The following is a 20,551-nucleotide window of genomic DNA, read 5'->3' on the forward strand; positions in this document are numbered from 1 at the left end:
GTTCATCCTTTTTTTCTAGCGCACCAACGCTTTTTTCTCAACTGCGTAACTCCTGCTCAGATAATCTAGCACCAGTAAGAAACAGGAACTTCACAAAGGGAGTGTAGTGCGGTGCTAGCTGTTCAAAGCCTTGAGAGATAGCTAATATCTCTGTGACTGTAAAAGGTTTGATTCTAGTCACTGGGGACTTCTTAAGCTTGATATTTAGATAGGGGTTAGCATCCACCAAACCTTGGGATATTGCCCAGTTGTAGCAGGCTCTGAGCATAGATAGCCTGTCCTTGATGGTTCTAGGTGCTAACTTAGAATCAGTTAGACTCAGTGGCTCTGTAAGGCTAGGGTTAACCTTGGCTATCATGGTTCTGACAGCCTTGTAGTGATTGGCTCTAGTTGCAGGTGATAAGTCCAAACTAGACACCCAAGCATCCCATAACTCTAACAACCTACTGGGCTTAGGCTTGTTTTGCTTTGGAGCTAGCCTATATTTGTCCAAGCTGGAATCAAAACAACCAGCTAAGATGTCAATCTGTATCTTATTAGCGATCGCCTTGGCTGTATTCAGATCTCTTTTATTGTTGTAGGTTCCTCCAGGTATTGGATTAAAGCTAAACCGCTTGCCTGAGAAACTGAACTTCAGTTGGATAGAGCCACAGTGATCTATAGGTTTGATTTCCCTCATGTCCCAAAGCTGTCCCAAATATGGTGGGTTAGCCTTGGAAACCTATAGCTCAGCTGGTAGAGCGCTGCGATCGCACCGCAGAGGTCAGGGATTCGAGTTCCCTATTCTCCATACTTTTCTTGTCTTAAGTTTCCTCTAGGCGATCAAAGCTTGCCATAATCGCCGAATCTATACCAATGTCACTATTACGCATAATTACATCTTAAAAGTTCGCTTTGCTCAAGTTAGCTCCTGTAAAGTCAACTTCGTTAAGCATAGCGCCGGTAAAATTAGCCTTACTTAAGTTCGCGCCGGTAAAATTAGCTTGGCTTAGGTCAGCGCCGGTAAAATTAGCTTTACTAAGATTCGTCCACCGGAAGTCAGCCTTGAAAAGATTTGCTCCACTGAGGTTTGCACCGAAAAGATAAGCACCAGTGAGATGCGCTTCAGTGAGATTTACTTGCACAAGCTCAGCCATATACAAATGAGCGCCAATTAACTCAGCTTCGTGAAGGTTGGCATGACTCAAGTTTGCATGATTCAAATTAGCTGCCATCAAGTTAGCATAACTGAAATTCGCTCGTCTTAAGTCCGCTGCACTGAGGTCTGCCTCTCTTAGGTTAGCTTTGCGTAACTCAGTTGCAATTAAGTTAGCGTGACTCAAGTCAACTCGCCTTACGTCTGCGCCTTTGAGGTCGGCTCCAATCAGATTAGCGTAACTTAAATCTGCTCCTGCAAGTTGAGCTTCCCTTAACTGAGCATCGACAAGTTCGACTTGTTGAAGATTAGCGTCAATAAGTTCAGATTTGTTTAAATTAGCTGCACTTAAATTAGCTTGAGTAAGGTTAGCTGCAATGAGTTTAGTTTTGCTGAGATCTGCCCTGCGGAGGTTAACTGCAACTAAATTAGCACCTCTAAAATTAGCTTCACTCAAATCAGCTTCGCTCAGATCTGGTTTAATTTGGATGTTTTTCTTCCTCCACTCAAGCCACTTTACTGCACCCTGCTGTAGTAATGCAAGATGCTCCATATTCGCCATCCAAAATCTCCTTCAATCAAGCAGCACCAATTTTCAACTTTAACTTATGACTACACTATTCCTTACGCCCCATTGCAGGGTTTTCACGTCCCACAACGTTTTCAATTGCTGCTAATGCAGCACTCGAACCTGCTAAAATGTCTCGTTCTTCTCCACCTAAATAGAGGCGTCCAAAGCTGCCAACTGCCTGAATTTCTAAAATGTTAATTAAAGCTGCTTTCTCGGCTTCATTCGCGGCTAAAGCAGCATAAGCCGCTGGCTGAACTTCCATCACATAAAGCGTTTGTCCTGCTAAAATCATTTGTCCTCTACGCGTGCGATTGATTAATTGTGTATGATGCGCGTCAATATTGCGAATAATTTGGCTGGAAATAACGTATGGTTTGAGACGTTCGCGCTCGCGGACACCTAATGTCTCTAAAATTGCCTTACCCGCAGTCCGCGTATCGCCTTGGTTACTTGAATGAACTTCCAGAAGTCCGTAGAGGCGTTCGACAACTTGCACTCCTGGGCGTACAGAAGTTGATTTTAGGGCAATGTCCATAATTCGGTTAATTTCTATACCTGGCGAGATTTCAATCCACAGTGAAGCATCGCCTGGCAAAGGCAAGAAACCTAACGCTACTGTCCCCATATAAGCTGCGTGCTGAGGCTGCAACCTGTCTAGAAATACATAACTGCGTAATTCTATACCCAAGGTTTAAATCTCCGTCATCTTAGAATTTTGCAAGTGCAACATCTGAGTTTACACTTTGTGCTTCTGAAATCTGAAGTGCATTTGCTCACGCCTAACGCTAGCTTGATACAGTTAGATACTTACACGATATGCGTCATTGATACAAAAAAAAGGCTCAAGCAATTTGCCTAAGCCTCTTACATCATATTAGTTCGTAAGGGCGATCGCCCTTACGCTAACGCACTAGTCTCGCGTGTTTAGTAGCGAGCCGAGTAATTACCATTTCGACGATTACCACCACCACTAAATGAAGTGCGATTTTCTCTTGGTTTCGCCTTGTTGACTCGCAAGGTTCGTCCCATCCATTCTGCGCCGTCAAGCGCATCAATGGCTAAGTCTTCCTCTGACTCTGTATCCATTTCTACGAAGCCGAAGCCACGCACCCGACCAGTTTCACGGTCAGTGGGTAGTTGAACGCGTTTTACAGAACCATATTCTGCAAAAACCGCGCTGAGGTCTTCTTGTGTAACCTCGTAGGATAAGTTACCTACATAAACTGACATACCTTGTCTCCTAAATCAGAAAGTTGTAGAGTTCTAGATTTCGGAGAGAAGCCTGTCAAAACTAAAAGGAAAAAGCCCATCAATTCTAAAAACAAACGCTGCAACCGAACTGTACTCTTATACTTCTCTATATTAGCATATGACTTTTATTTTTTTACTGCACGTATCGCAAAAATGCATTATTAAAAAATACTTAAACACGACAGTATTTTTATATAGTTATTGAGTGTTTTAATACTGAGCGATCGCGCTACAAAAATAATGACACTTTTAGCGAATGGCTGGATAGCGAAACGGTATCACTTCTTGTAGCAAGCAAGCCGAGTTGCTCACACCACTAATCGTGAGTGTTGGATGAGAAAGACCACTGATATGGAGATCGCCAATGTTGCGAACTGGACTATCGGCGCTGATAGCACTCAGTTTAGGGCTAATACTCGTGTGTGTCACTTCAATGTCACAATAGCAACCGCACCGCGATCGCCAAAAAATATCATTTTCTACGAGTTCGCTTCCACCTAACCAAGCTGAATTTGTGCAAGTTCCTCATTGATTAACTGCTGCGAGTGGCGAATGGTATATGTCAAATCGCATTCAGAGCTAAGCATAAAGCAACTAGGAGGACTATAAACTTTTATATCAACTTTGACAAGAATGCTAGCACAGCACGCGCTGACAGTGCATTATCGACAACGATCACGATTCAACTTCTAGCAGGAAAGATTGAAATAAACACCAAGCCAAATCTTTTTGTGAAATTTCACTAACAGGGAGCGGCCAAACAATATTAAATGTTGGGTCATCATAGCGCAGACCGCGCTCATAGTGTGAAGAATAAAACCCGCTCACCTGATACACTACCTCAGTATTATCCACAAGCGTTTGATAGCCGTGCGCGCACATTGCTGGTATGTACAAAGCCCGATGATTTTCAGCGGTTAGTTCTACACCGATGTGTTTAAGAAAGGTTGGAGAATCAGGACGCATATCGATGATAACGTTGTAAATTGTGCCTTGAGTACAGCGAACTAACTGTGCTACGCGGACTGGGGCAACTTGATAGTGCATTCCTCGCAGCGTTCCTTTTTTATAGTTGAAAGCTAAATTACATTGTGCAACAACTGGTTTAAGACCATGCGCCGCAAATTCACGCGCACAGAAGGTTTGAGCAAAAAAACCTCGATTGTCTTGCTGCTGCTCTAAGTCAATAATAAATGCATTTTTGAGTTTCGTTTTTGTAAATTTCATCACTGTCTCCAGAAGAAATCTCGCTCGATTTACTGAGTGTGAATGAGATATTTAGCTGTTTTAAGCGCGTGTATCCTCAAAACACAAAGTTTCTCCAGATAGTTTGAGTAAATATAAATAGTTTCTGCGCGCCATTTAGCACACTCAATTCACATTAAAATTCGCGTAGAAACTCATGAATTTTGCCAAAGCAACGCGATAACTTTGTTATTTGCCCCGTTACTCCCAAAATTCAACCAATATTCCCACTATTCAGAGAGACTCTTGGCAATCGTCTTTACTTCGACAATTATTAGTGGTGTCTCCAACTTGAAAGATTTGATTGTGAATCACGCGGTTGTTCGACTGTACAAGCGATTACTTGATAAATATTGAGTACATGAACTAACTAACGCCAGGGGATGCTATCCTCACCACCTTAATTTTTTTCTATGCCGACCAAGCTGCGTTGTTTAAAATGATACCAAAACATACTTGAGGAGAAGCGCCACGACTATCACAATTTGAAAGATGCTCAACTACCCTCACCACAAAGCTTTCTAACTTCTTAGTTAGCCGTAAGTTTCGGCATGGATAACACTGCTCTTCTTGCTTGATAAGCATAACATCAAAACATTTTCTTTTTTCATATCTATAATCCATTTGTTGATATATTACTGATGACTTCGCGTTTTGCAAAAGAAAAATAATTAAATGCCATACATTATTTATTCTCCTTTGATGTATTTTCCCAAAAGTATAGATTGCGTTTTGATTCTTTAGGTATTTGAGACGTGAATCTCAATAAACTCATAATAAATACAGAAAGCAAAAATGAGCTAATAAAAGCAGTAATAAACCCAACCATAAATCCTGTTAAAAACATGAAAGGTAGCCTACAAGATTCAAAAGAAAGGTATTTCGAACGCTTAACTTGTAAAATTGTAATCTTTTATTTTCAAATCTTCTGAGGAAAACTATTTTTTTAAATGCTATAAATGTTTTTTATCTCGTAATGTATCCATAATTTATCAGAAGTCAGTATGTTGATAAACAGATAACTTCTGCGTTAGTAGTACTCTTAAAGATTGCATTTTAACAAAAATCATTGTTTGTATACTATTTAAAAAACAAAAACTTGTCGATACAGATAAGTTTAGGATCTGTTCAGTCCACATAATGTATTATGAAAAAAGCAGAGTAAAACGACCTTAACTAATACCATATCACTTTAAATTTACTACAAATAGCAGCAGAGGGGGAGAGGAGAAATGATTTGTAGTTTTTATTTAGTGAAATAGTATAATTCGAAAGGTTTAATAATTGCGTCATATCTTCAACTAGAAGAGATAGAACGCAAAGTCGTTCACTATCAGGTATTTTGCTACTAGCAAAGCGAAGCAGTTGCTGCTGTAATAGGGTATACCTGTAACTGTTTATCGCTTTACTTATTTATTTTACTTGCAAATGGAGTAGTGAAGCTAATTATTAATCATTAACTGGAATTTGTATGTACTTAACGCTGCGGTCCAGTTTTTCTATAAAATTATTATAGTATTGCTGAAATTGACTTTTAATGATATCTGCATAAACAATAAGCTTTCATTCAGAATGAGACAACAGGCTTTGTTCTAGAAAGTTGTCAAGCTTTTCTCCTTCTGCCTTATTAGCAAGCTACTTTTTATACGCACTTTTACAGAGGATATAAATATTACCATTTAGAGTCTCTGTTGATTATACTGGCAGGTAACGCGCCGAATTGAGCCATGAGTATAGTAAACGACTGCACAACATCTTTTAATTAACTAGATGGTTTGATAGCGCGTTAGTTCGCCAGAATCTCGCGTTTGATGATAGCGTCTTTCTTATTCTGCCAAGCTTAGGTAGGCTTTGATAATTAAACGTTTTGGAATGAAACTTAGTAATTGCGTTTTTTACCTAAAACAGAGTGCGCCAGGGTAATACTTCAATCCCCAGTACTACTTCAAACATCATTGTGCTGTTGAGCGTGAAAACTTGTCGATATGGATTTATGGAGGAATAGAGTATTAGCTGCGATCGCCTTGTAATAAAAGAAAGGTAGAGGGCTTTTATATTGAAAACAAGAATTCTTCCCTCTGCCAAAAAGGAATACAAGCCCCTAGTACTCACAAGCAAAAAATAAATCTGCCTTCTACCTCTGTAATTCTGCTTCCATAACTCGCAAAATGTATCGCGTACTGTATCTTTGTTTCTGTATTAAACTTAAATTCAGCAACACTGGCTAAAAAGTACGGTTAGCTTCAAAACTATGGCAGGTAAACTAACTACGCACGTTCTAGATACAGCGCACGGTTGTCCGGCTATTAATATGGTCGTTGAGCTATGGCTGATAGATGCTCAATCTGGACAAAAAACACTACTGAAAACTATCACGACAAACAATGACGGTCGCACTGATGCACCTTTGCTATTTGATGAAGAACTCAAAGTTGGTGTGTATGAATTAGTTTTCGTCGTGCATGATTATTTTGCACAAAAGTTAGATAATTTGCCTAATCCGCCTTTTCTTAATCGTATCCCGCTGCAGTTTGGTATTGCTGACACTACAGTACATTATCACGTTCCTTTATTAGTGTCTCCCTGGTCATACAGTACCTATCGCGGTAGCTAGTATCACTTTGTTGTGGTTGTCCAACGGTAAATGAACGCAATTTATAAAAAATAAACGTTGGTAAGAAGTAAGTATCTATTACTGGTCAAAATAAAAATATTAATTATCAATCGGTTGGCTTATACCTTCAGTTAGCCCTTTTAACAGGCACTTGCGCGATACAGTTTTACAAAAGAGTAGTGAGTTTTGTTATTTTAAATACAAAAAACTAGATAAACATAGTTATACCTTATGTCATGTACTGTCATTGCAGTATACAGAATACATTGATGTCTTAACGTGTTAGGTAGTAATTATTATTTAGCTACTAAAAATTCTACATCTTAGACAAAAATATCAATAGTATCTTCCATACTCGCGTTTACAGCTTTAAAAACTCATAAATTTACAACGCTCGAAAATGTTAATTATGAGCTTAAGTTCACAAATCCAATTTAAGTTGGAATAATGTTTGCCACAGTATAAATAATTACTATCACTTAGCGCACTAGAATAAAACTTGACTATTGATTTTGTTTTAATACAGTCTTAATTTAAAATGACAAACATTAAAATCACCTCTGAAGAACGTGTTGATGTCAAGCCAGCGAGTGGGTTAATTTATGGTTTAAACGACAGACCTCCATTTGTAGAAGCTGCGCTAGCAGCAGCACAGCACGTACTAGCGATATTTGTCGGTATCATTACACCACCACTTTTGATTAGTAATGCGTTGCAGTTATCGCCAGTAGATACAGCATACATTGTGAGTATGTCACTGTTTATCTCAGGCGTTGCAACGTTTATTCAGGCAAAAAAAATAGGACCAATTGGTTCAGGTTTATTAAGTATTCAAGGAACAAGCTTTTCGTTTTTAGGACCCATCATTGCAGCAGGAACCGCAGTCATTGAAGCTGGGGGTACGCCTGAAAGTGCGTTAAGTCTCATCTTCGGTTTATGCTTCTTTGGTTCATTTATCGAAATTTTCTTGAGTCGTTTTCTGCATTTGGTAAGGAAGATTATTACCCCGCTGGTTACAGGTACAATCGTCAGCATCATTGGCTTGACGCTGATTAAAACAGCCATCATTAGTATCGGTGGAGGAGTTGTTGCGCAGCGAAATAATACTTTCGGTAGTCCTCAAAGTTTAGGAGTTGCAGCGTTAGTCCTCATCACAATTATTGTCCTCAATATCAGCAAAAATCCAATCTTGCGGATGAGTTCTGTTGTGATAGGACTAATTATCGGCTACGTTGTGGCTAGTTTTTTGGGAATGGTCAACTTTAGTGGTTTGCAAGGACTACCTGTGATTGCAGCGCCTATTCCATTTCGGTACGGACTGAGTTTCAACTTTGCCGCATTTATTCCGTTTATTCTGCTTTATCTGATCACAACGATTGAATCAATTGGCGATTTGACAGCAACATCAGCAGTATCAGGTGAACCGATTAAAGGTAGCGTTTATATTCGGAGAATCAAAGGTGGAGTGTTAGGAGATGGCATTAATTCTTTAATTGCTGCTGTCTTTAATACATTTCCAAATACGACATTTAGTCAAAATAACGGCGTAATTCAAATCACTGGGGTTGGTAGCCGTTATATCGGTTATTTTATTGCGGTTATTCTTGCCTTATTAGGTTTATTTCCTATTGTTGGCGGCATTTTCCGCAGCCTACCGCAGTCTGTTCTCGGTGGCGCTACACTCATTATGTTTGGCTCGATTGTTGTCGCTGGTATTAATATTCTTTCGTCAGTTCAACTTGATCGCCGTGCGTTAATCGTTGTCGGAACATCGCTGGCAATTGGGTTAGGTGTGACGTATGTTCCTGAAATCCTTGATGCAACGCCAACACTCGTGAAAAGTCTTTTTTCTTCAGGAATCTCAGCCGGTGGACTAACAGCAATTGTTTTAAACTGGATACTTCCACAAGAACTGAGCGAAAGTAGCCTAGAAGAAGACGAGATGAGTTCTGAGGACTTAGCTTCCGAAGCTTAGGACAAAATTGCTAAAGAAATTACGAGAACCCATTATCAGCGGAGGCAAACACAATGTATAACCTCAAGGTTGTGGTTATCGGTGCAGGAATCGGCGGTTTAACCACAGGAATCTCGCTACGTCAAGCCGGATTCGAGGTAGAAATTTATGATCGCGTCAAAGAATTACGCCCAGCAGGTGCGGGAATATCGCTGTGGTCAAACGGTGTAAAAGTCCTCAATTGCCTTGGTTTAGGTGAGAAAATGGCGCAAATCGGCGGACAGATGGATCGAATGCAGTATCTGACTAAAACTGGTGAATTACTCAATGATATCGATTTGCAGCCCTTGGTTGAAGAAGTCGGACAACGTCCTTATCCTGTAGCGCGCACAGATTTGCAACAAATGCTACTCGATGCTTATCCAGGTGAGGTCAACCTCAATCATAAATGTATTGGGGTAGAAGAGGATGCGCAAGGAGTCACCGCCATTTTTGAAAATGGACACCGTGCTATAGGTGATTTACTCGTTGCTGCTGATGGAATTCATTCAATTTTGCGGCGCTATGTGTTAAATGAAGAAGTGCAACCAAAATACGGCACTTATGTTAACTGGAACGGCTTAGTACCTGCGAGTGAAGATTTAGCACCAAAGAATAGTTGGGCGATTTATGTAGGAGATCACAAGCGCGTGTCGATGATGCCAGTAGCACGCGATCGCTTCTATTTCTTTTTTGACGTACCCCTACCTAAAGGAACACCTGTCAACCCAGATTACCGTGCAGATCTCGCGGAACACTTTCAAGGATGGGCGCAACCAGTCCAATTGCTGATTGAGCGTTTAGAGCCGTCTCAAACCAACCGTGTTGAAATTCACGACGTAGGACCTATAAATAAAATGGTACGCGGTAGAGTGGCTTTATTAGGAGATTCTGCCCACGCAACCTGTCCCGATTTGGGGCAAGGTGGTTGTCAAGCAATGGAAGATGGACTTGTTTTAACGCAATATCTACTCACAACTAATTTGGGCGTAGAATACGCCTTGCAGCGTTATGAAGCCGAACGCAAAGAGCGAACAGGTGCTGTTGTTCAAAAGGCACGCCGACGAGCAGAAATGATTCATGGTGTCGATCCAGACATTACGCAGAAGTGGTATCGACAACTCGCCCAAGAAGATCCCACCGATGTCACAAGCGCGATTTCTAAAGTTATTTTGGCAGGACCATTACATTAGTATCTTGCCTGAGTGCGAGTCGCGAATGACTTCGTCACTAGAAGAACCCTATCTACAGAGAGTGTGCAGAGGCATCCTTTGTATGAGTAGCCGCGACTTCAGTCACAAGGGCATCTACGAGGCATTCTATACAATTTTTGCAGATTCGGTAACAGATCTTATATTACTGTTATCTGGTTGCGAACGAGAGTAATAGAAAATCCCTAAACCTAGTAAACCAGCTATGATAGCAATCAACAGTATTAGTTTGAGATTGACGCTAGGTCTACTAACTGAAGTTGACATGACAGCTGCGTTACTCTCACTATGTTGAATAGACTGCGGCGACTCTTGCTGCGGTGAAAAATTCGCAGATATCAATCCTGGCGTGCTTACAGTTGCAGTATTCAACTGGGGCGATGGTGCCATTGACGATTTTTCAGCAGACTGCGCTCCTTCGAGCATCATTTCCGCAAGCACTCCATATGCATCCGCCCATGCTTGCTTAACTTCTGGTGTCCAGTCCTTGCCTAAGTACGATTCAAAAGTTTTCAACAATGCTGCACCCACCATTGGATAGTGTTGCTGTAGTGTGCCATAGCTGACGTGTCTTGCACCTAGGTTTTGCAGCGTTATTTTCAAAAGTTCAGGATTACGCAGATTGCTAACGACTAATATTAAAGACATGATCAGCTTTTGATGCTGCTGATCCATATCAGTTTTGGCAAATAAAGGCTGAAGTTGAGGATAGTCGGTTAGCAAATTATTGTAAAAGCTAGCAGCAAACTCATTAGCATAAGGTTTAACACGCTCAAAACTTTGTTCTAGAACTTCAACCTGAAGCGCCATATTTGATTACCAGAGTTATGTAATGTTTAAAAAATCAATATGTTCTTAATCACACAACTTGGTTAAATCTGAATTTCCTTTATTTCTAGATACCAAGCTGCATATTTTATTAATACCTTGAAGCTAGCTTGATAACATCCTAAATTTTACGGATAAATTGCTAGGAAGTTCCTACAACTCAATAGCAAAACGATACCCCACGCATTCTGTTACGACGAAAGTAGGGCAAGGTAGCGCTAGAGACAAACAACAAAGAGTATTTTCTGTTGAGCGACTAGCAATCAATGATAATTATGTAAAAGCTTCTACATCGCTTTATGTAATGTGTACGAAGATCGTGTCAAAGTTCAAAATGTTTTCAAATGCATGTTTTTGATTAAGCGACTGCTGCAACGGCTTCTTGCCCGTGTCGGCGGAGTAACTCCATTAATTCGTCGCGGTAATCGTGGAAAATTGAGTGACGTTTTACTGTATGGGTGCGATGCGGTAAGTTGATGACCATCTCTTTGCGCACAGTACCAGGGCGCGCACCTAACGCATAAATGCGGTTCGAGAGAAAGACAGCTTCTTCAACATCGTGGGTGATCATAAAAATTGTAATGTTAGTACGCTGCCAGAGATCGAGCATGAATTCGTGCATCGATTCTTTGGTGTGAACATCCAACGCGCCGAAAGGCTCATCCATTAATAAAACATCAGGTTCTGAGGCTAGCGCCCGCGCAATCGCCACTCGCTGCTTCATCCCGCCTGATAGTTCTTTTGGTAAAGATCTCGCAAATCGTGTCAGTCCAACCACATTCAGATAGTAACTCGCTTGTTCGCGTCGTTCTTTCTTCGGTACGCCTTGCAGTTTTAACCCAAACTCCGTATTCTCCTGCACGTTCATCCAAGGGTAAAGCGTATAGTGCTGAAACACCATACCGCGATCAGGGCCTGGTGATGTGATGCGCTTGCCATCAATTCTGACTTCTCCAGTGGTAGGAGTATCAAGTCCTGCAATTTGTCGCAACAGAGTAGATTTGCCTGAACCTGATGCACCAACTGCACAGATAAACTCGCCCTGCTCAATCATCATATTGATATCTTTGAGGACAACTAAGTTTCCTTCTTTGGTTGCAAAGTGCTTACTCAGATTATGGATTTCCAAAAACATAAATTAAATCTCCCTGTTGTCGTTTTTAGATGGCAATGTAACTAGCGTTTTTGACTTGCCCATTTACACGAAACTCTTAATAAATACTGAAAGAGTAAGTCGAATGCTAATCCGATAATTCCGATGACAATTAATCCAACAAAGATTTCATCGGTTCGCAAAAATCGACCAGCTACACTGATTCGCCGCCCCAAACCTTCATTTGCTGCAATAAGTTCCGAGACGATGACAAGTTGCCATGCTGCTGCTAAGTTAATGCGACACGCGTCAATAATTCCTGGCAAAACATGGGGCAAAATAACTTGAGTCAAAACTTCCCAGCGATTACCTCCCAACATATAAGTAGATTCGATGAGGTCTTTGGGGACAAACTTGACTGTATCCATGACCATTAACGAGTTAAAGAAAAAGACCCCAATAAAGATCAGCGTCATTTTTGGTTCTTCGCCGATGCCTAAATATAAAATAAGTAGCGGAATAAATGCGGGAGCAGGCATATAGCGCATCAAGCCAAAGAGTGGTTCGAGCAAAGCCCGAATACTCGCAAAACTACCCATCAGCACGCCAATCGGAATTGAAACGAGTGCCGCAAATAGAAAACCAACACCAACTCGCCATAAACTCGCTACGGTATCTTTAAGAAGTTCGCGGGTACTCCACAACCGCCCAAAGGCTTCTAGAACGTCAGCCGGCGAAGGTAAAAACGTTGGGTCAATGTTACCAAACGTTGTTACTAACCACCAGAGGACTAATGGCAAGGCAATTGATGTAACCATTAATACACTGCTCAACGACCTCGGAATATCTTCATTCAGCCGCCAGAAAACAGTGGAACGCATTGTTTTTGGCTTGAGCAGCGAGCGAATTGAGCGATGATTAACGCTTTGACTCATATTTTCGTTTCTCATGTGATAAAGAATGCGCCCGAACTTTAGGATCTGTTGATTTTTGCCGCATAAGCTTTGACAAAGCGATCGTCAAACAATCTACTATTATCCGGTGGTGCTGCTGCTAATCCAACGGATGTGAGAAATTGACCCATTTGGTCAGCCGCGAACTGCAACGAGGTCATATCGTTTCCTGGTTGAAAGGCTTTTAAGTTTTCCTCAATCGTGAATAGCTTTGTCCCTTCTGCGTATTGTTGGTATTCTTCGACGCTGACGCCTGCGCGTTTTGCCATAATTTCGTAAGCATCGGCTTGATTTTTTTGGATATAGTCCAACGTGGCAAACCAAGCATCGACAACAGCTTGCACGCGATCGGGGTTTTGCTCGACATACTGGCGTGTAAATACAAGGTGGTCGGAGATAGATCCAGGAAAATCTTTGGAACTAAAAAGTTCTCTACTTCCTGGACGCTTGAGCGCCTGCGTCGTAAAGGGTGCAAACACCGCAACAGCATCGACTTGTCCCGCAACAAAGGCGGCGGCGGCTCTCCCTGTTTCTAGTGGTACGAACTGAATATCTTGCGCTGATAGACCTGCTCTTTCAAGTCCTTGGAGCAAGAGAAAATGATCGACGGTGCCTTCTTCAGCGGCAACTTGTTTGCCTTTGAGGTCTGCAACCGAGTTAATTCCTTCGCGAACAATCACTTTGTCATTACCCGTCGAATTATCGTTAACAAGAACAATCACTTGGTCAGCGCCACCAGATACTGAACTTACCGTATCGCCCAGTGTTTGGCTGTTTGCGTCAATTTGTCCAGCAGCGAGAGTATTAATCGATTCGAGATAGCCATCAAACCACCTTAAATCTACAGGAACATTGTGTGTCGCAAATATTCTACGTTCTTGGGCAACCTGCCAGGGAAACCAACCAGGCCAAGCACTGAATCCTAAACGAACTGCACCAGCAACCGCCGACGACGCCTCGCTTTCGGTTGTCGTTTTAATATAGATCGCAGGGTTGACGCATCCTACTACAAAACTCAATGTAATGCAAAAAAGAATGCCGTAGGATATGAGCGATCGCTTCTTCATAAGATTTTTATTAAAAAATAAAATTATATAGCAGTTGTTTATGCGTTTGATGAACTATAGTCGAACTTCAATTTTGTAATTCCCCAACTCCTATTTTGTGTTTATTGAAACGAGGATTCTGCGTCATTATCAGCATTCCCAAAAATGCAATTTAACAATCAAATCAATGGGGAGAAAACCCCCATAGAGAAAACCCGAAAGAAATCAGTTGTACTAAACAACCATAATTCCTCCCGGGTTTTTCTCCCGCCGTGTGGCTAGCAAATTTCTAGATCAACTCGTTCCTGAGTACTAGCCTGCCTCTCTTGGACCAGACATTCAATTGACTAACTCAACGTCGTGGCTAATTTGAATCGGAACCCTAGAGGCAATTAAATTGTATATATACAAGAAATATCAGCGGTATAACACAAATGATGTATCAAAGACTACTAAATTTGAGTCTCTTCTGTAACTTCGTTAAGAAATCTTGACGTAATTGAGTTGTTAAGGTGTTAAAATGTACAGAAGATTTAGCTTGGAACTGGCTATATAAGGTTATTGGGTCAAAGCAGTCAATCAACAGGCGGGAAGGTTTTTAAAACGCCTAGCGACTAAAGTCGTGGCTCAAAAACTAAGTCCACCTCCGTGGACTAATGAGAAAATTAAAGTTGTAATCAACGATGATAGCTTTTATTTATGTAGCTGCGGTTTCAACCGAATCAGCTTAGCGATCATCTTGCCTTTATAAAATAAAAGTCACTGGATTGCTTTGCTGTGCGGATGTTTTCACTACACCAATAATCTGACAATCAGAGTAACCTAATTGCCGAAGTGCTGCTAGACAATCATTTGCTGTCTGATGCGGAAGTGTTGCTAAAAGACCACCTGATGTTTGAGGATCGAAAAGTAAAGGATAGCAGGGATGAGTCTCTACCTGATTTAAGTTAGAAATATAGCGTGACACTCGCATATTTTCGGGATGTAGCGAACTGACAATTCCTTGCTGCGTTGTCGCGATCGCACCATCTAAAACTGGAATTGCTGACAATTGCAACTCAACAGCCACACCTGATGCTTGTACCATTTCGATTAAATGCCCTAGTAAGCCAAAACCTGTAATATCAGTACAAGCCGTTGCTCCGTGTTCTAGAAAACAAGTTGCAGCAGCAGCGTTAGATAGTAACATTGACGCGATCGCACTATCGAGCCATTTACCTTTCGCTTTTTGGCGCATTTGTGCAGCGAATAACGTTCCGGTTCCTAGTGCTTTAGTAAGAATGATGACTTGACCAGGTTGCATCCCACTTTTACGTAATAATTTATCAGGATGAACCAAACCGTTACACGATAGACCAAACGCGAGTTCTGCACCTTCGGTAGTGTGTCCGCCGACAAGCGGTGTATTTGCTTCAGCTAAAACTTTGACTGCACCTGATAAGAGTTGAAATAGCGTTTCTGCGACTTTTGTTTCTAATGCATAGGGTAATGTAGCGATCGCCAATGCACTTTGCGGTACTGCTCCCATTGCAAAAATATCACTCAAGCAGTGATTTGCACTAATCTGCCCAAACAGGTAGGGGTCGTTAATCAAAGCGCGAAAATAGTCGATTGTATGCACCATTGCCAAGTTTGCGGGGACTTGCACCACCGCAGCATCATCCGGCGCATCTAAACCAATTAAAATATCTTGGTGGTTCACTAACGGTTGTTCGATTCGTTGCAATACACGCGCTAAAACCGTACTTCCTACTTTAGAACCGCAACCAGCGCAGCGCATGGGGTAGGGGTGAGGGGAAGATAGAGTGTCTTCTGATTCCATTTCTGGTAAATCGTCAAAGCGCTGCATAAAGCGGCGATCAATCCAGTCTTTCCAGCGCCATAGTAGTTGAGAAGGCCCAAAACCAAAAGCACCACGGGCGGCGATCGCTTTGCCGTTACCTGTACCAATTAAACTCAAGTATTGTTTCTGTGGCTTGTAAGGTTTTAATGGTTTTTCTTGTAAACTGCGCTGCAAGTTCTCAAAAAGGGGTTTTCCTTGACGGACTGCAAACACGCCGGCTTTCGGGCGCGGATGAGCAACCATTGTTGCAACATCTCCGGCGGCGAAGACATCAGGATGCGAAATTGATTGTAAATTGTCATTGACTTGCACAAATCCAGCCGCATCGGTTGCAAGTCCTGATTCGCGCAACCATTTCGGGGCGGATGCTTGCGTTACCCAGAATATGCGATCGCACTCGACTTTTAATCCTGACTCGCAAATAACTTTATGCAGTTGAACTTCTGAAACAGTTTCTTGTAAATGTAATTGTACTTTTCGCTGTTGCAAAATATGTTGCAAGCATCGCCGTACCCACTTGTTATAACTCGGCATGAGTTCCGTATCGCGGTGAAATAAGTGAATTTCTAAGTGAGAAGAATGCTGTGCCAGAATTCTATGTAAGTGGCTTTGCAGTGAAAGCGTTAACTCGACACCACCCGCACCTCCACCGACAACACCGATACGAATTGGCTGCTGCGGATTTTGCTTGACATTTTCCACAAATTGATTCCACTGCGCGAGTAGTTGCGAAATTGGTTTTGCGGCGATCGCATACTCGGTAGCGCCAGGGACAGATATCGTTGCTGGAGTACTACCAATATCGAGCGAAACGATATCAAATGCTACAGGTGGACGCTGCGCGCAAATCACTTGCTTATTTTCTAAATCTAGTTTTATCGCTTGGTCAATATATAGCTGTGCTTGGGCAAATTGCGCCAAACGACGCAAATCAATATGACACTCTTCCCGCGAGTAGAAACCTGCGACATGACCTGGTAACATTCCAGAATAGGGCGTATCCGATGCTTCGGTAATGAGTGTGATGCGGACTCCAGGAAGTGGGTTCATCCCAAACATTCTTAGGGCGATCGCATGGCTGTGCCCACCACCAATCAACACCAAGTCTTTGACAATCGGATGCGATGCTTGCATAAATTCAAGAGATTATCCCTGTACTTCCACGTTAAGACAATTTTCGGGTGGTTGACCTTGCGCTACGCGTAGAATATTTGCTACGACAGCGTTAGCAATTCCCGTTGCAGCAATATCGGTGTGTCCACCTAAATGCGGCGTCAGTGTTAAATTCAAGTTTGCTTGCAATAGTGGGGAATCGGATGCTAAAGGTTCCTGCTGAAATACATCAAGTCCTGCACCTGCAATGACTTTATTTTGTAAGGCTTTTACCAAAGCGTTTTCATCTATCCACGCACCGCGAGCCACGTTAATTAAATACGCAGTAGATTTCATTTTTTGAAAGTCTTGCCAACCAAAAGGCTGCGTCACATTATCCGCTGAAGCGGCAATAATCACAAAATCAGAGTGTTGTAGTAAATGCGATCGCTCTAGTGGAGTTCCCAACCACTCCAAACCAAGCGTATCCGCTAATTGTGGATCGAGTTGTCGCTTAATTCCTAATAATTGAACCTCAAAAGCCCGTAATCTGCGTGCAATTGCTTGTCCGATACCACCTAAACCGTAGATACCAACCGTTTTTTTCCATAAACTTTGTCCTTCAGCTTGATTCCAGTCAAGTTCACTACCGCGATAGTTACGCGCTAAAGCTAGCATATGTAATATTGCAAGTTCCGCGACAGATTCAGCATTACCCGTACCAGGTGAAGGAACATTGGCAACATAAATTCCACGCTGTGTCGCCGCAGTTATATCAACGTTTTCGACACCAACTCCTGATCGCTGAACAAGACGCAACTGCGGTAAGCAATCCATCAGCGCAGCATCGACAGGTTGAATACCTGGAACTAAAACAAACGTATCCAGTGCATCGAGAACAACGCGATCGTGCGGTAAAGTAATGACAGTTTTAGGAGAAAAATGATGAGCGATTCGCTGTGCTAAGTTACCGGAGGACGTTACAACGACACGCCCAGGAAAATTTTCAGACTCGTGTATGCGATCACTCATTGCTTGGCAAGACTTAACTTAATTTACTATCATGATTGACCTCTACACCTTCACGACCCCAAACGGACGCCAGGCTTCGATGATGTTGGAGGAAGTTCAACTTCCCTACAACGTCCATGTGATTGATATTACAAAGGACAAGCAATTTACACCAGAGTATATTGCAATTAATCCAAATAGCAAAATTCCGGCAATTATTGACCAAGACACAGGAACAACAGTTTTTGAATCAGGAGCAATTCTCATTTATTTAGCATAAAAAACCGGAAAACTGCTACCTACGGATCAACAACAACGCTTTCAAGTTTTGGAATGGCTAATGCTGCAAATGGGTAGTGTTGGATCCATGTTTTGTCAACTCAATCATTTTAAAAAATTTGCCCCTAAAGAAATTCCTTACGCAATTCAACGCCACGAAAAAGAAACTTTACGACTTTACGGCGTACTCGATCAACAACTTGCCAATCATGAATTTCTTGGCGGTGATTACTCAATTGCAGACATTGCAACCTATCCTTAGGTAGCCATTTATGAATTTCAAGAGTTAACGCTGGACAATCATCCCCATCTCAAACGTTGGATAGAAACCATGCAACAACGCCCAGCAGTACACTGTGGGATGTCAGTACCTTAACTAAAATTCTCCACACAACGCACAAAAATTTCTACGCCCATACTCAACGCCGTTTCATCAAAATCAAAACGGGGATGGTGGTGGGGATATACCAAGTTTCGACTTAAATTTGCTGAACCCAAAAAGAAGTAGCACCCAGGAACTTGCTGCAAAAAGAATGACATATCTTCGCCTCCCATAGTTTGACACTCAGGGACAATTCCTAACGGCGTTTCTACAACTGTTACGGCTTGCGATCGCACAAATTCTGCCATACCAGGATCGTTTATCACTGGGGGATACAGTTGTGAATAATTCAATTCATACGTTGCGCCATGACTTTGACAAATTCCCGCAATAGTTTGCTTGATGCGCTGGGCAAAATACCCTTCAAACTTCGGGTTAAAATATCGTACTGTACCGCTCATGTTTGCTGTATCCGCAATCACATTGAGTGCTGTTCCTGCATGAAGTTTGCCAACAGTCACAACGGCTGATTCAATTGGATCGATATTTCGTGCTACGATTGTTTGCAAAGCATTAACAATCTGCGCAGCCACTACTATGGAATCAACTGTTTGATGCGGCATGGCACCATGTCCGCCTTTACCCAAAATTGTGCAGTGAAACGTTTCAACAGCTGCCATTAGCGCTCCACTCCGCACGCCTACCGTACCCAAAGGCAGATTATTCCATAAATGTAAACCAATAATTGCATTAACATCGGGGTTTTTTAACACTCCCGCCTCAATCATCGGTTTAGCGCCCCCTGGTCCTTCTTCTGCTGGCTGAAAGATAATTTTTACAGTACCGCGAAATGTATCACGGTGTTGCGAGAGATAGTAAGCTGTACCAAGTGCGATCGCGGTATGTCCATCGTGTCCGCAAGCGTGCATTACTCCATCATGCTGCGAACGATATGGTACATCATTTTCTTCCTGAATCGGTAACGCATCCATATCCGCCCGAATCGCCAACACAGTTTCTTTTTCTTTCTGATCTCTGACCTCTGACCTCTGACCTCTAATAGTAGCGACAATTCCTGTTTTAGCAATTCCAGTTTGATACTCAATACCCCATTCTTGCAGTTTTTCAGCAACAAATTTGGCAGTCAAGTGTTCTTGAAAACCAAGTTCTGGGCATTGATGCAACTTGCGCCGCCACGCGACTAATTGCGGCTGCAAAGCTTGAATATCAAATCGAATGCGGGATAAATCAATATTAAGAGGTTTTGAGGAAGTAGAAACCATTACTCTTTAAACTAGATAAATGTGCAAAGCATACATCGATGCTGCTTACGCTACCTGTAGCCTAACCCATTCTCGAAACGCGCGTCGCATTGCTTTTTTTCCTGCGGCTTGATGCTGCTGAATAAAAGGAATGATTTGCTGTACCCGAATCTTAGGAAAGGCGAGACTTGCATCGGTTTCAATATATGCTTCACCTTGAAGTTGATAAATTTTAATTTGTCCTTGGTCATAACGCCAAATTTCAGGAACTCCTAAGCGGGCGTAAATTGGCATTCGATCAAGAGATTTACTTGTTATGTCGATTTCTAGAACTAAATCGGGGGGTGGATCTTGGGTAAGGTCAAAATTTAATTTACCGCGAATAACTGACTCGTGCTGAAAGTAAAAACAGTTGTCAGGTTCCACTCCTGCTAGCAAGTCAGGGCGTTTCCAAGTCGTCGAACCAAGTGTTTCGTAATCAACATCGAGGACATCTGCTAAATCTTGCACTAAAACACCGACGGCTTCTTTGTAGTATTCATGTTCTGGTAAAGGAACCATAATTTCTAAGATTCCTCGGTCATATGCAAGTTGAGCAGCACGATGATCTCCCAATTGAGTTAGTATTTTTTCAAATGTCTGCCAGTCAACGTTTTCTAATAAGACACTTTTTCCCACAGGCACGTTGAGTAGAATGTCAGTATTAACAGTTACGGTTGTTGTATCTGGAGTGACTAAGTGTTTTAAGGCAAGCTGCATAATATTTTTATGATGGGTAATGGATAGTGGGTAATAAATATTC

The 20,551-nt window shown here is 42.0% G+C and carries 19 protein-coding genes, 1 tRNA gene and 1 riboswitch; of the genes, 6 read left to right on the forward strand and 14 right to left on the reverse strand.

The genetic code is table 11. The annotated features are described in order from the left end of the window. Window positions 1-37: 37 nt before the first annotated feature. Window positions 38-679: a site-specific integrase gene (locus NIES1031_RS03425; RefSeq protein ID WP_073548124.1), complete on the reverse strand. Its 642-nt coding sequence runs from the start codon at window positions 677-679 to the stop codon at window positions 38-40. Between the two features lie 46 nt (window positions 680-725). Between NIES1031_RS03425 and NIES1031_RS03430 the strand changes: the two genes are divergently transcribed. Beyond that, a tRNA-Ala gene (locus NIES1031_RS03430) sits at window positions 726-790 on the forward strand. A 91-nt stretch (window positions 791-881) separates the two neighbouring features. Here the strand turns inward: NIES1031_RS03430 and NIES1031_RS03435 are convergent. The 5 genes from NIES1031_RS03435 to NIES1031_RS03455 all read right to left on the reverse strand — a co-directional run bounded on the left by NIES1031_RS03435 (window position 882) and on the right by NIES1031_RS03455 (window position 4,184). Then, window positions 882-1,697, reverse strand: coding sequence for a pentapeptide repeat-containing protein (locus NIES1031_RS03435; RefSeq protein WP_073548125.1), 816 nt, complete (start codon window positions 1,695-1,697; stop codon window positions 882-884). Between the two features lie 55 nt (window positions 1,698-1,752). After that, a complete protein-coding gene (gene ccmP, locus NIES1031_RS03440; RefSeq protein ID WP_073548126.1) occupies window positions 1,753-2,394 on the reverse strand; it encodes a beta-carboxysome protein CcmP in 642 nt (213 codons plus the stop codon). Window positions 2,395-2,630: 236 nt separating this feature from the next. Then, window positions 2,631-2,936 (reverse strand): RNA recognition motif domain-containing protein, encoded by a 306-nt coding sequence (locus NIES1031_RS03445; protein WP_073548127.1) that lies wholly within the window; start codon window positions 2,934-2,936, stop codon window positions 2,631-2,633. Between the two features lie 270 nt (window positions 2,937-3,206). Beyond that, window positions 3,207-3,386 carry a hypothetical protein gene (locus tag NIES1031_RS03450; protein WP_073548128.1) on the reverse strand — a complete coding sequence of 60 codons (180 nt, stop codon included), beginning with the start codon at window positions 3,384-3,386 and terminating at the stop codon, window positions 3,207-3,209. Window positions 3,387-3,632: 246 nt separating this feature from the next. Then, window positions 3,633-4,184: a dTDP-4-dehydrorhamnose 3,5-epimerase family protein gene (locus NIES1031_RS03455; protein WP_073548129.1), complete on the reverse strand. Its 552-nt coding sequence runs from the start codon at window positions 4,182-4,184 to the stop codon at window positions 3,633-3,635. A gap of 2,269 nt (window positions 4,185-6,453) precedes the next feature. Between NIES1031_RS03455 and uraH the strand changes: the two genes are divergently transcribed. From uraH to hpxO, 3 genes are all read left to right on the forward strand, one after another. Then, window positions 6,454-6,816 (forward strand): hydroxyisourate hydrolase, encoded by a 363-nt coding sequence (uraH, locus tag NIES1031_RS03460; RefSeq protein WP_073548130.1) that lies wholly within the window; start codon window positions 6,454-6,456, stop codon window positions 6,814-6,816. A 538-nt stretch (window positions 6,817-7,354) separates the two neighbouring features. Continuing rightward, window positions 7,355-8,791: a uracil-xanthine permease family protein gene (locus NIES1031_RS03465; RefSeq protein ID WP_073548131.1), complete on the forward strand. Its 1,437-nt coding sequence runs from the start codon at window positions 7,355-7,357 to the stop codon at window positions 8,789-8,791. A 53-nt stretch (window positions 8,792-8,844) separates the two neighbouring features. Then, window positions 8,845-10,002 carry an FAD-dependent urate hydroxylase HpxO gene (gene hpxO / locus NIES1031_RS03470; protein WP_073548132.1) on the forward strand — a complete coding sequence of 386 codons (1,158 nt, stop codon included), beginning with the start codon at window positions 8,845-8,847 and terminating at the stop codon, window positions 10,000-10,002. A gap of 126 nt (window positions 10,003-10,128) precedes the next feature. Here hpxO and NIES1031_RS03475 read toward each other — a convergent pair whose 3' ends face one another. The 6 genes from NIES1031_RS03475 to NIES1031_RS03500 form a co-directional block, all read right to left on the reverse strand. Next, window positions 10,129-10,830, reverse strand: coding sequence for a globin family protein (locus tag NIES1031_RS03475; protein WP_073548133.1), 702 nt, complete (start codon window positions 10,828-10,830; stop codon window positions 10,129-10,131). Between the two features lie 376 nt (window positions 10,831-11,206). Then, entirely contained in the window at window positions 11,207-11,983 is a 777-nt protein-coding gene (locus tag NIES1031_RS03480; protein ID WP_073548134.1) for an ABC transporter ATP-binding protein, read from the reverse strand. 41 nt (window positions 11,984-12,024) lie between these two features. Further along, a complete protein-coding gene (locus NIES1031_RS03485; protein WP_073548380.1) occupies window positions 12,025-12,876 on the reverse strand; it encodes an ABC transporter permease in 852 nt (283 codons plus the stop codon). 38 nt (window positions 12,877-12,914) lie between these two features. Continuing rightward, window positions 12,915-13,961: an ABC transporter substrate-binding protein gene (locus tag NIES1031_RS03490; protein WP_073548135.1), complete on the reverse strand. Its 1,047-nt coding sequence runs from the start codon at window positions 13,959-13,961 to the stop codon at window positions 12,915-12,917. A 228-nt stretch (window positions 13,962-14,189) separates the two neighbouring features. Further along, window positions 14,190-14,337: riboswitch (guanidine-I (ykkC/yxkD leader) on the reverse strand. A 348-nt stretch (window positions 14,338-14,685) separates the two neighbouring features. Then, complete coding sequence (gene selD / locus NIES1031_RS03495; RefSeq protein WP_073548136.1) at window positions 14,686-16,917, reverse strand: selenide, water dikinase SelD; 2,232 nt, start codon at window positions 16,915-16,917, stop codon at window positions 14,686-14,688. Between the two features lie 12 nt (window positions 16,918-16,929). Next, window positions 16,930-17,907, reverse strand: coding sequence for an NAD(P)-dependent oxidoreductase (locus tag NIES1031_RS03500; protein WP_073548137.1), 978 nt, complete (start codon window positions 17,905-17,907; stop codon window positions 16,930-16,932). A 31-nt stretch (window positions 17,908-17,938) separates the two neighbouring features. On the opposite strand from NIES1031_RS03500, the gene NIES1031_RS25390 reads away from it, so the two are divergent. Together NIES1031_RS25390 and NIES1031_RS25395 are read left to right on the forward strand one after the other, a co-directional pair. Next, window positions 17,939-18,166 (forward strand): glutathione S-transferase N-terminal domain-containing protein, encoded by a 228-nt coding sequence (locus tag NIES1031_RS25390; RefSeq protein ID WP_236738704.1) that lies wholly within the window; start codon window positions 17,939-17,941, stop codon window positions 18,164-18,166. 87 nt (window positions 18,167-18,253) lie between these two features. After that, on the forward strand, window positions 18,254-18,427 hold the full coding sequence (locus NIES1031_RS25395; RefSeq protein WP_236738705.1) for a glutathione S-transferase family protein: 174 nt from the start codon (window positions 18,254-18,256) through the stop codon (window positions 18,425-18,427). Between the two features lie 110 nt (window positions 18,428-18,537). Here NIES1031_RS25395 and NIES1031_RS03510 read toward each other — a convergent pair whose 3' ends face one another. Then, entirely contained in the window at window positions 18,538-19,770 is a 1,233-nt protein-coding gene (locus NIES1031_RS03510; protein ID WP_073548138.1) for a M20 metallopeptidase family protein, read from the reverse strand. Window positions 19,771-19,815: 45 nt separating this feature from the next. Further along, a complete protein-coding gene (locus NIES1031_RS03515) occupies window positions 19,816-20,508 on the reverse strand; it encodes a Uma2 family endonuclease (RefSeq protein ID WP_236738706.1) in 693 nt (230 codons plus the stop codon). Window positions 20,509-20,551: the final 43 nt, after the last annotated feature.

Source organism: Chroogloeocystis siderophila 5.2 s.c.1, assembly GCF_001904655.1.
Classification (GTDB): Bacteria; Cyanobacteriota; Cyanobacteriia; order Cyanobacteriales; family Chroococcidiopsidaceae; genus Chroogloeocystis; species Chroogloeocystis siderophila.

Bases quoted from the DNA above. Each gene is read 5' to 3' on its own strand.
- NIES1031_RS03425 (WP_073548124.1), bottom strand. From the start codon at position 679: ATGAGGGAAATCAAACCTATAGATCACTGTGGCTCTATCCAACTGAAG.
- hpxO (WP_073548132.1), top strand. From the start codon at position 8,845: ATGTATAACCTCAAGGTTGTGGTTATCGGTGCAGGAATCGGCGGTTTA.
- NIES1031_RS03465 (WP_073548131.1), top strand. From the start codon at position 7,355: ATGACAAACATTAAAATCACCTCTGAAGAACGTGTTGATGTCAAGCCA.
- NIES1031_RS03475 (WP_073548133.1), bottom strand. From the start codon at position 10,830: ATGGCGCTTCAGGTTGAAGTTCTAGAACAAAGTTTTGAGCGTGTTAAA.
- NIES1031_RS25390 (WP_236738704.1), top strand. From the start codon at position 17,939: ATGATTGACCTCTACACCTTCACGACCCCAAACGGACGCCAGGCTTCG.
- NIES1031_RS03490 (WP_073548135.1), bottom strand. From the start codon at position 13,961: ATGAAGAAGCGATCGCTCATATCCTACGGCATTCTTTTTTGCATTACA.
- NIES1031_RS03480 (WP_073548134.1), bottom strand. From the start codon at position 11,983: ATGTTTTTGGAAATCCATAATCTGAGTAAGCACTTTGCAACCAAAGAA.
- NIES1031_RS03500 (WP_073548137.1), bottom strand. From the start codon at position 17,907: ATGAGTGATCGCATACACGAGTCTGAAAATTTTCCTGGGCGTGTCGTT.
- selD (WP_073548136.1), bottom strand. From the start codon at position 16,917: ATGCAAGCATCGCATCCGATTGTCAAAGACTTGGTGTTGATTGGTGGT.
- NIES1031_RS03515 (WP_236738706.1), bottom strand. From the start codon at position 20,508: ATGCAGCTTGCCTTAAAACACTTAGTCACTCCAGATACAACAACCGTA.
- NIES1031_RS03435 (WP_073548125.1), bottom strand. From the start codon at position 1,697: ATGGCGAATATGGAGCATCTTGCATTACTACAGCAGGGTGCAGTAAAG.
- NIES1031_RS03510 (WP_073548138.1), bottom strand. From the start codon at position 19,770: ATGGTTTCTACTTCCTCAAAACCTCTTAATATTGATTTATCCCGCATT.
- NIES1031_RS03455 (WP_073548129.1), bottom strand. From the start codon at position 4,184: ATGAAATTTACAAAAACGAAACTCAAAAATGCATTTATTATTGACTTA.
- NIES1031_RS03485 (WP_073548380.1), bottom strand. From the start codon at position 12,876: ATGAGTCAAAGCGTTAATCATCGCTCAATTCGCTCGCTGCTCAAGCCA.
- uraH (WP_073548130.1), top strand. From the start codon at position 6,454: ATGGCAGGTAAACTAACTACGCACGTTCTAGATACAGCGCACGGTTGT.
- NIES1031_RS03445 (WP_073548127.1), bottom strand. From the start codon at position 2,936: ATGTCAGTTTATGTAGGTAACTTATCCTACGAGGTTACACAAGAAGAC.
- NIES1031_RS25395 (WP_236738705.1), top strand. From the start codon at position 18,254: ATGTTTTGTCAACTCAATCATTTTAAAAAATTTGCCCCTAAAGAAATT.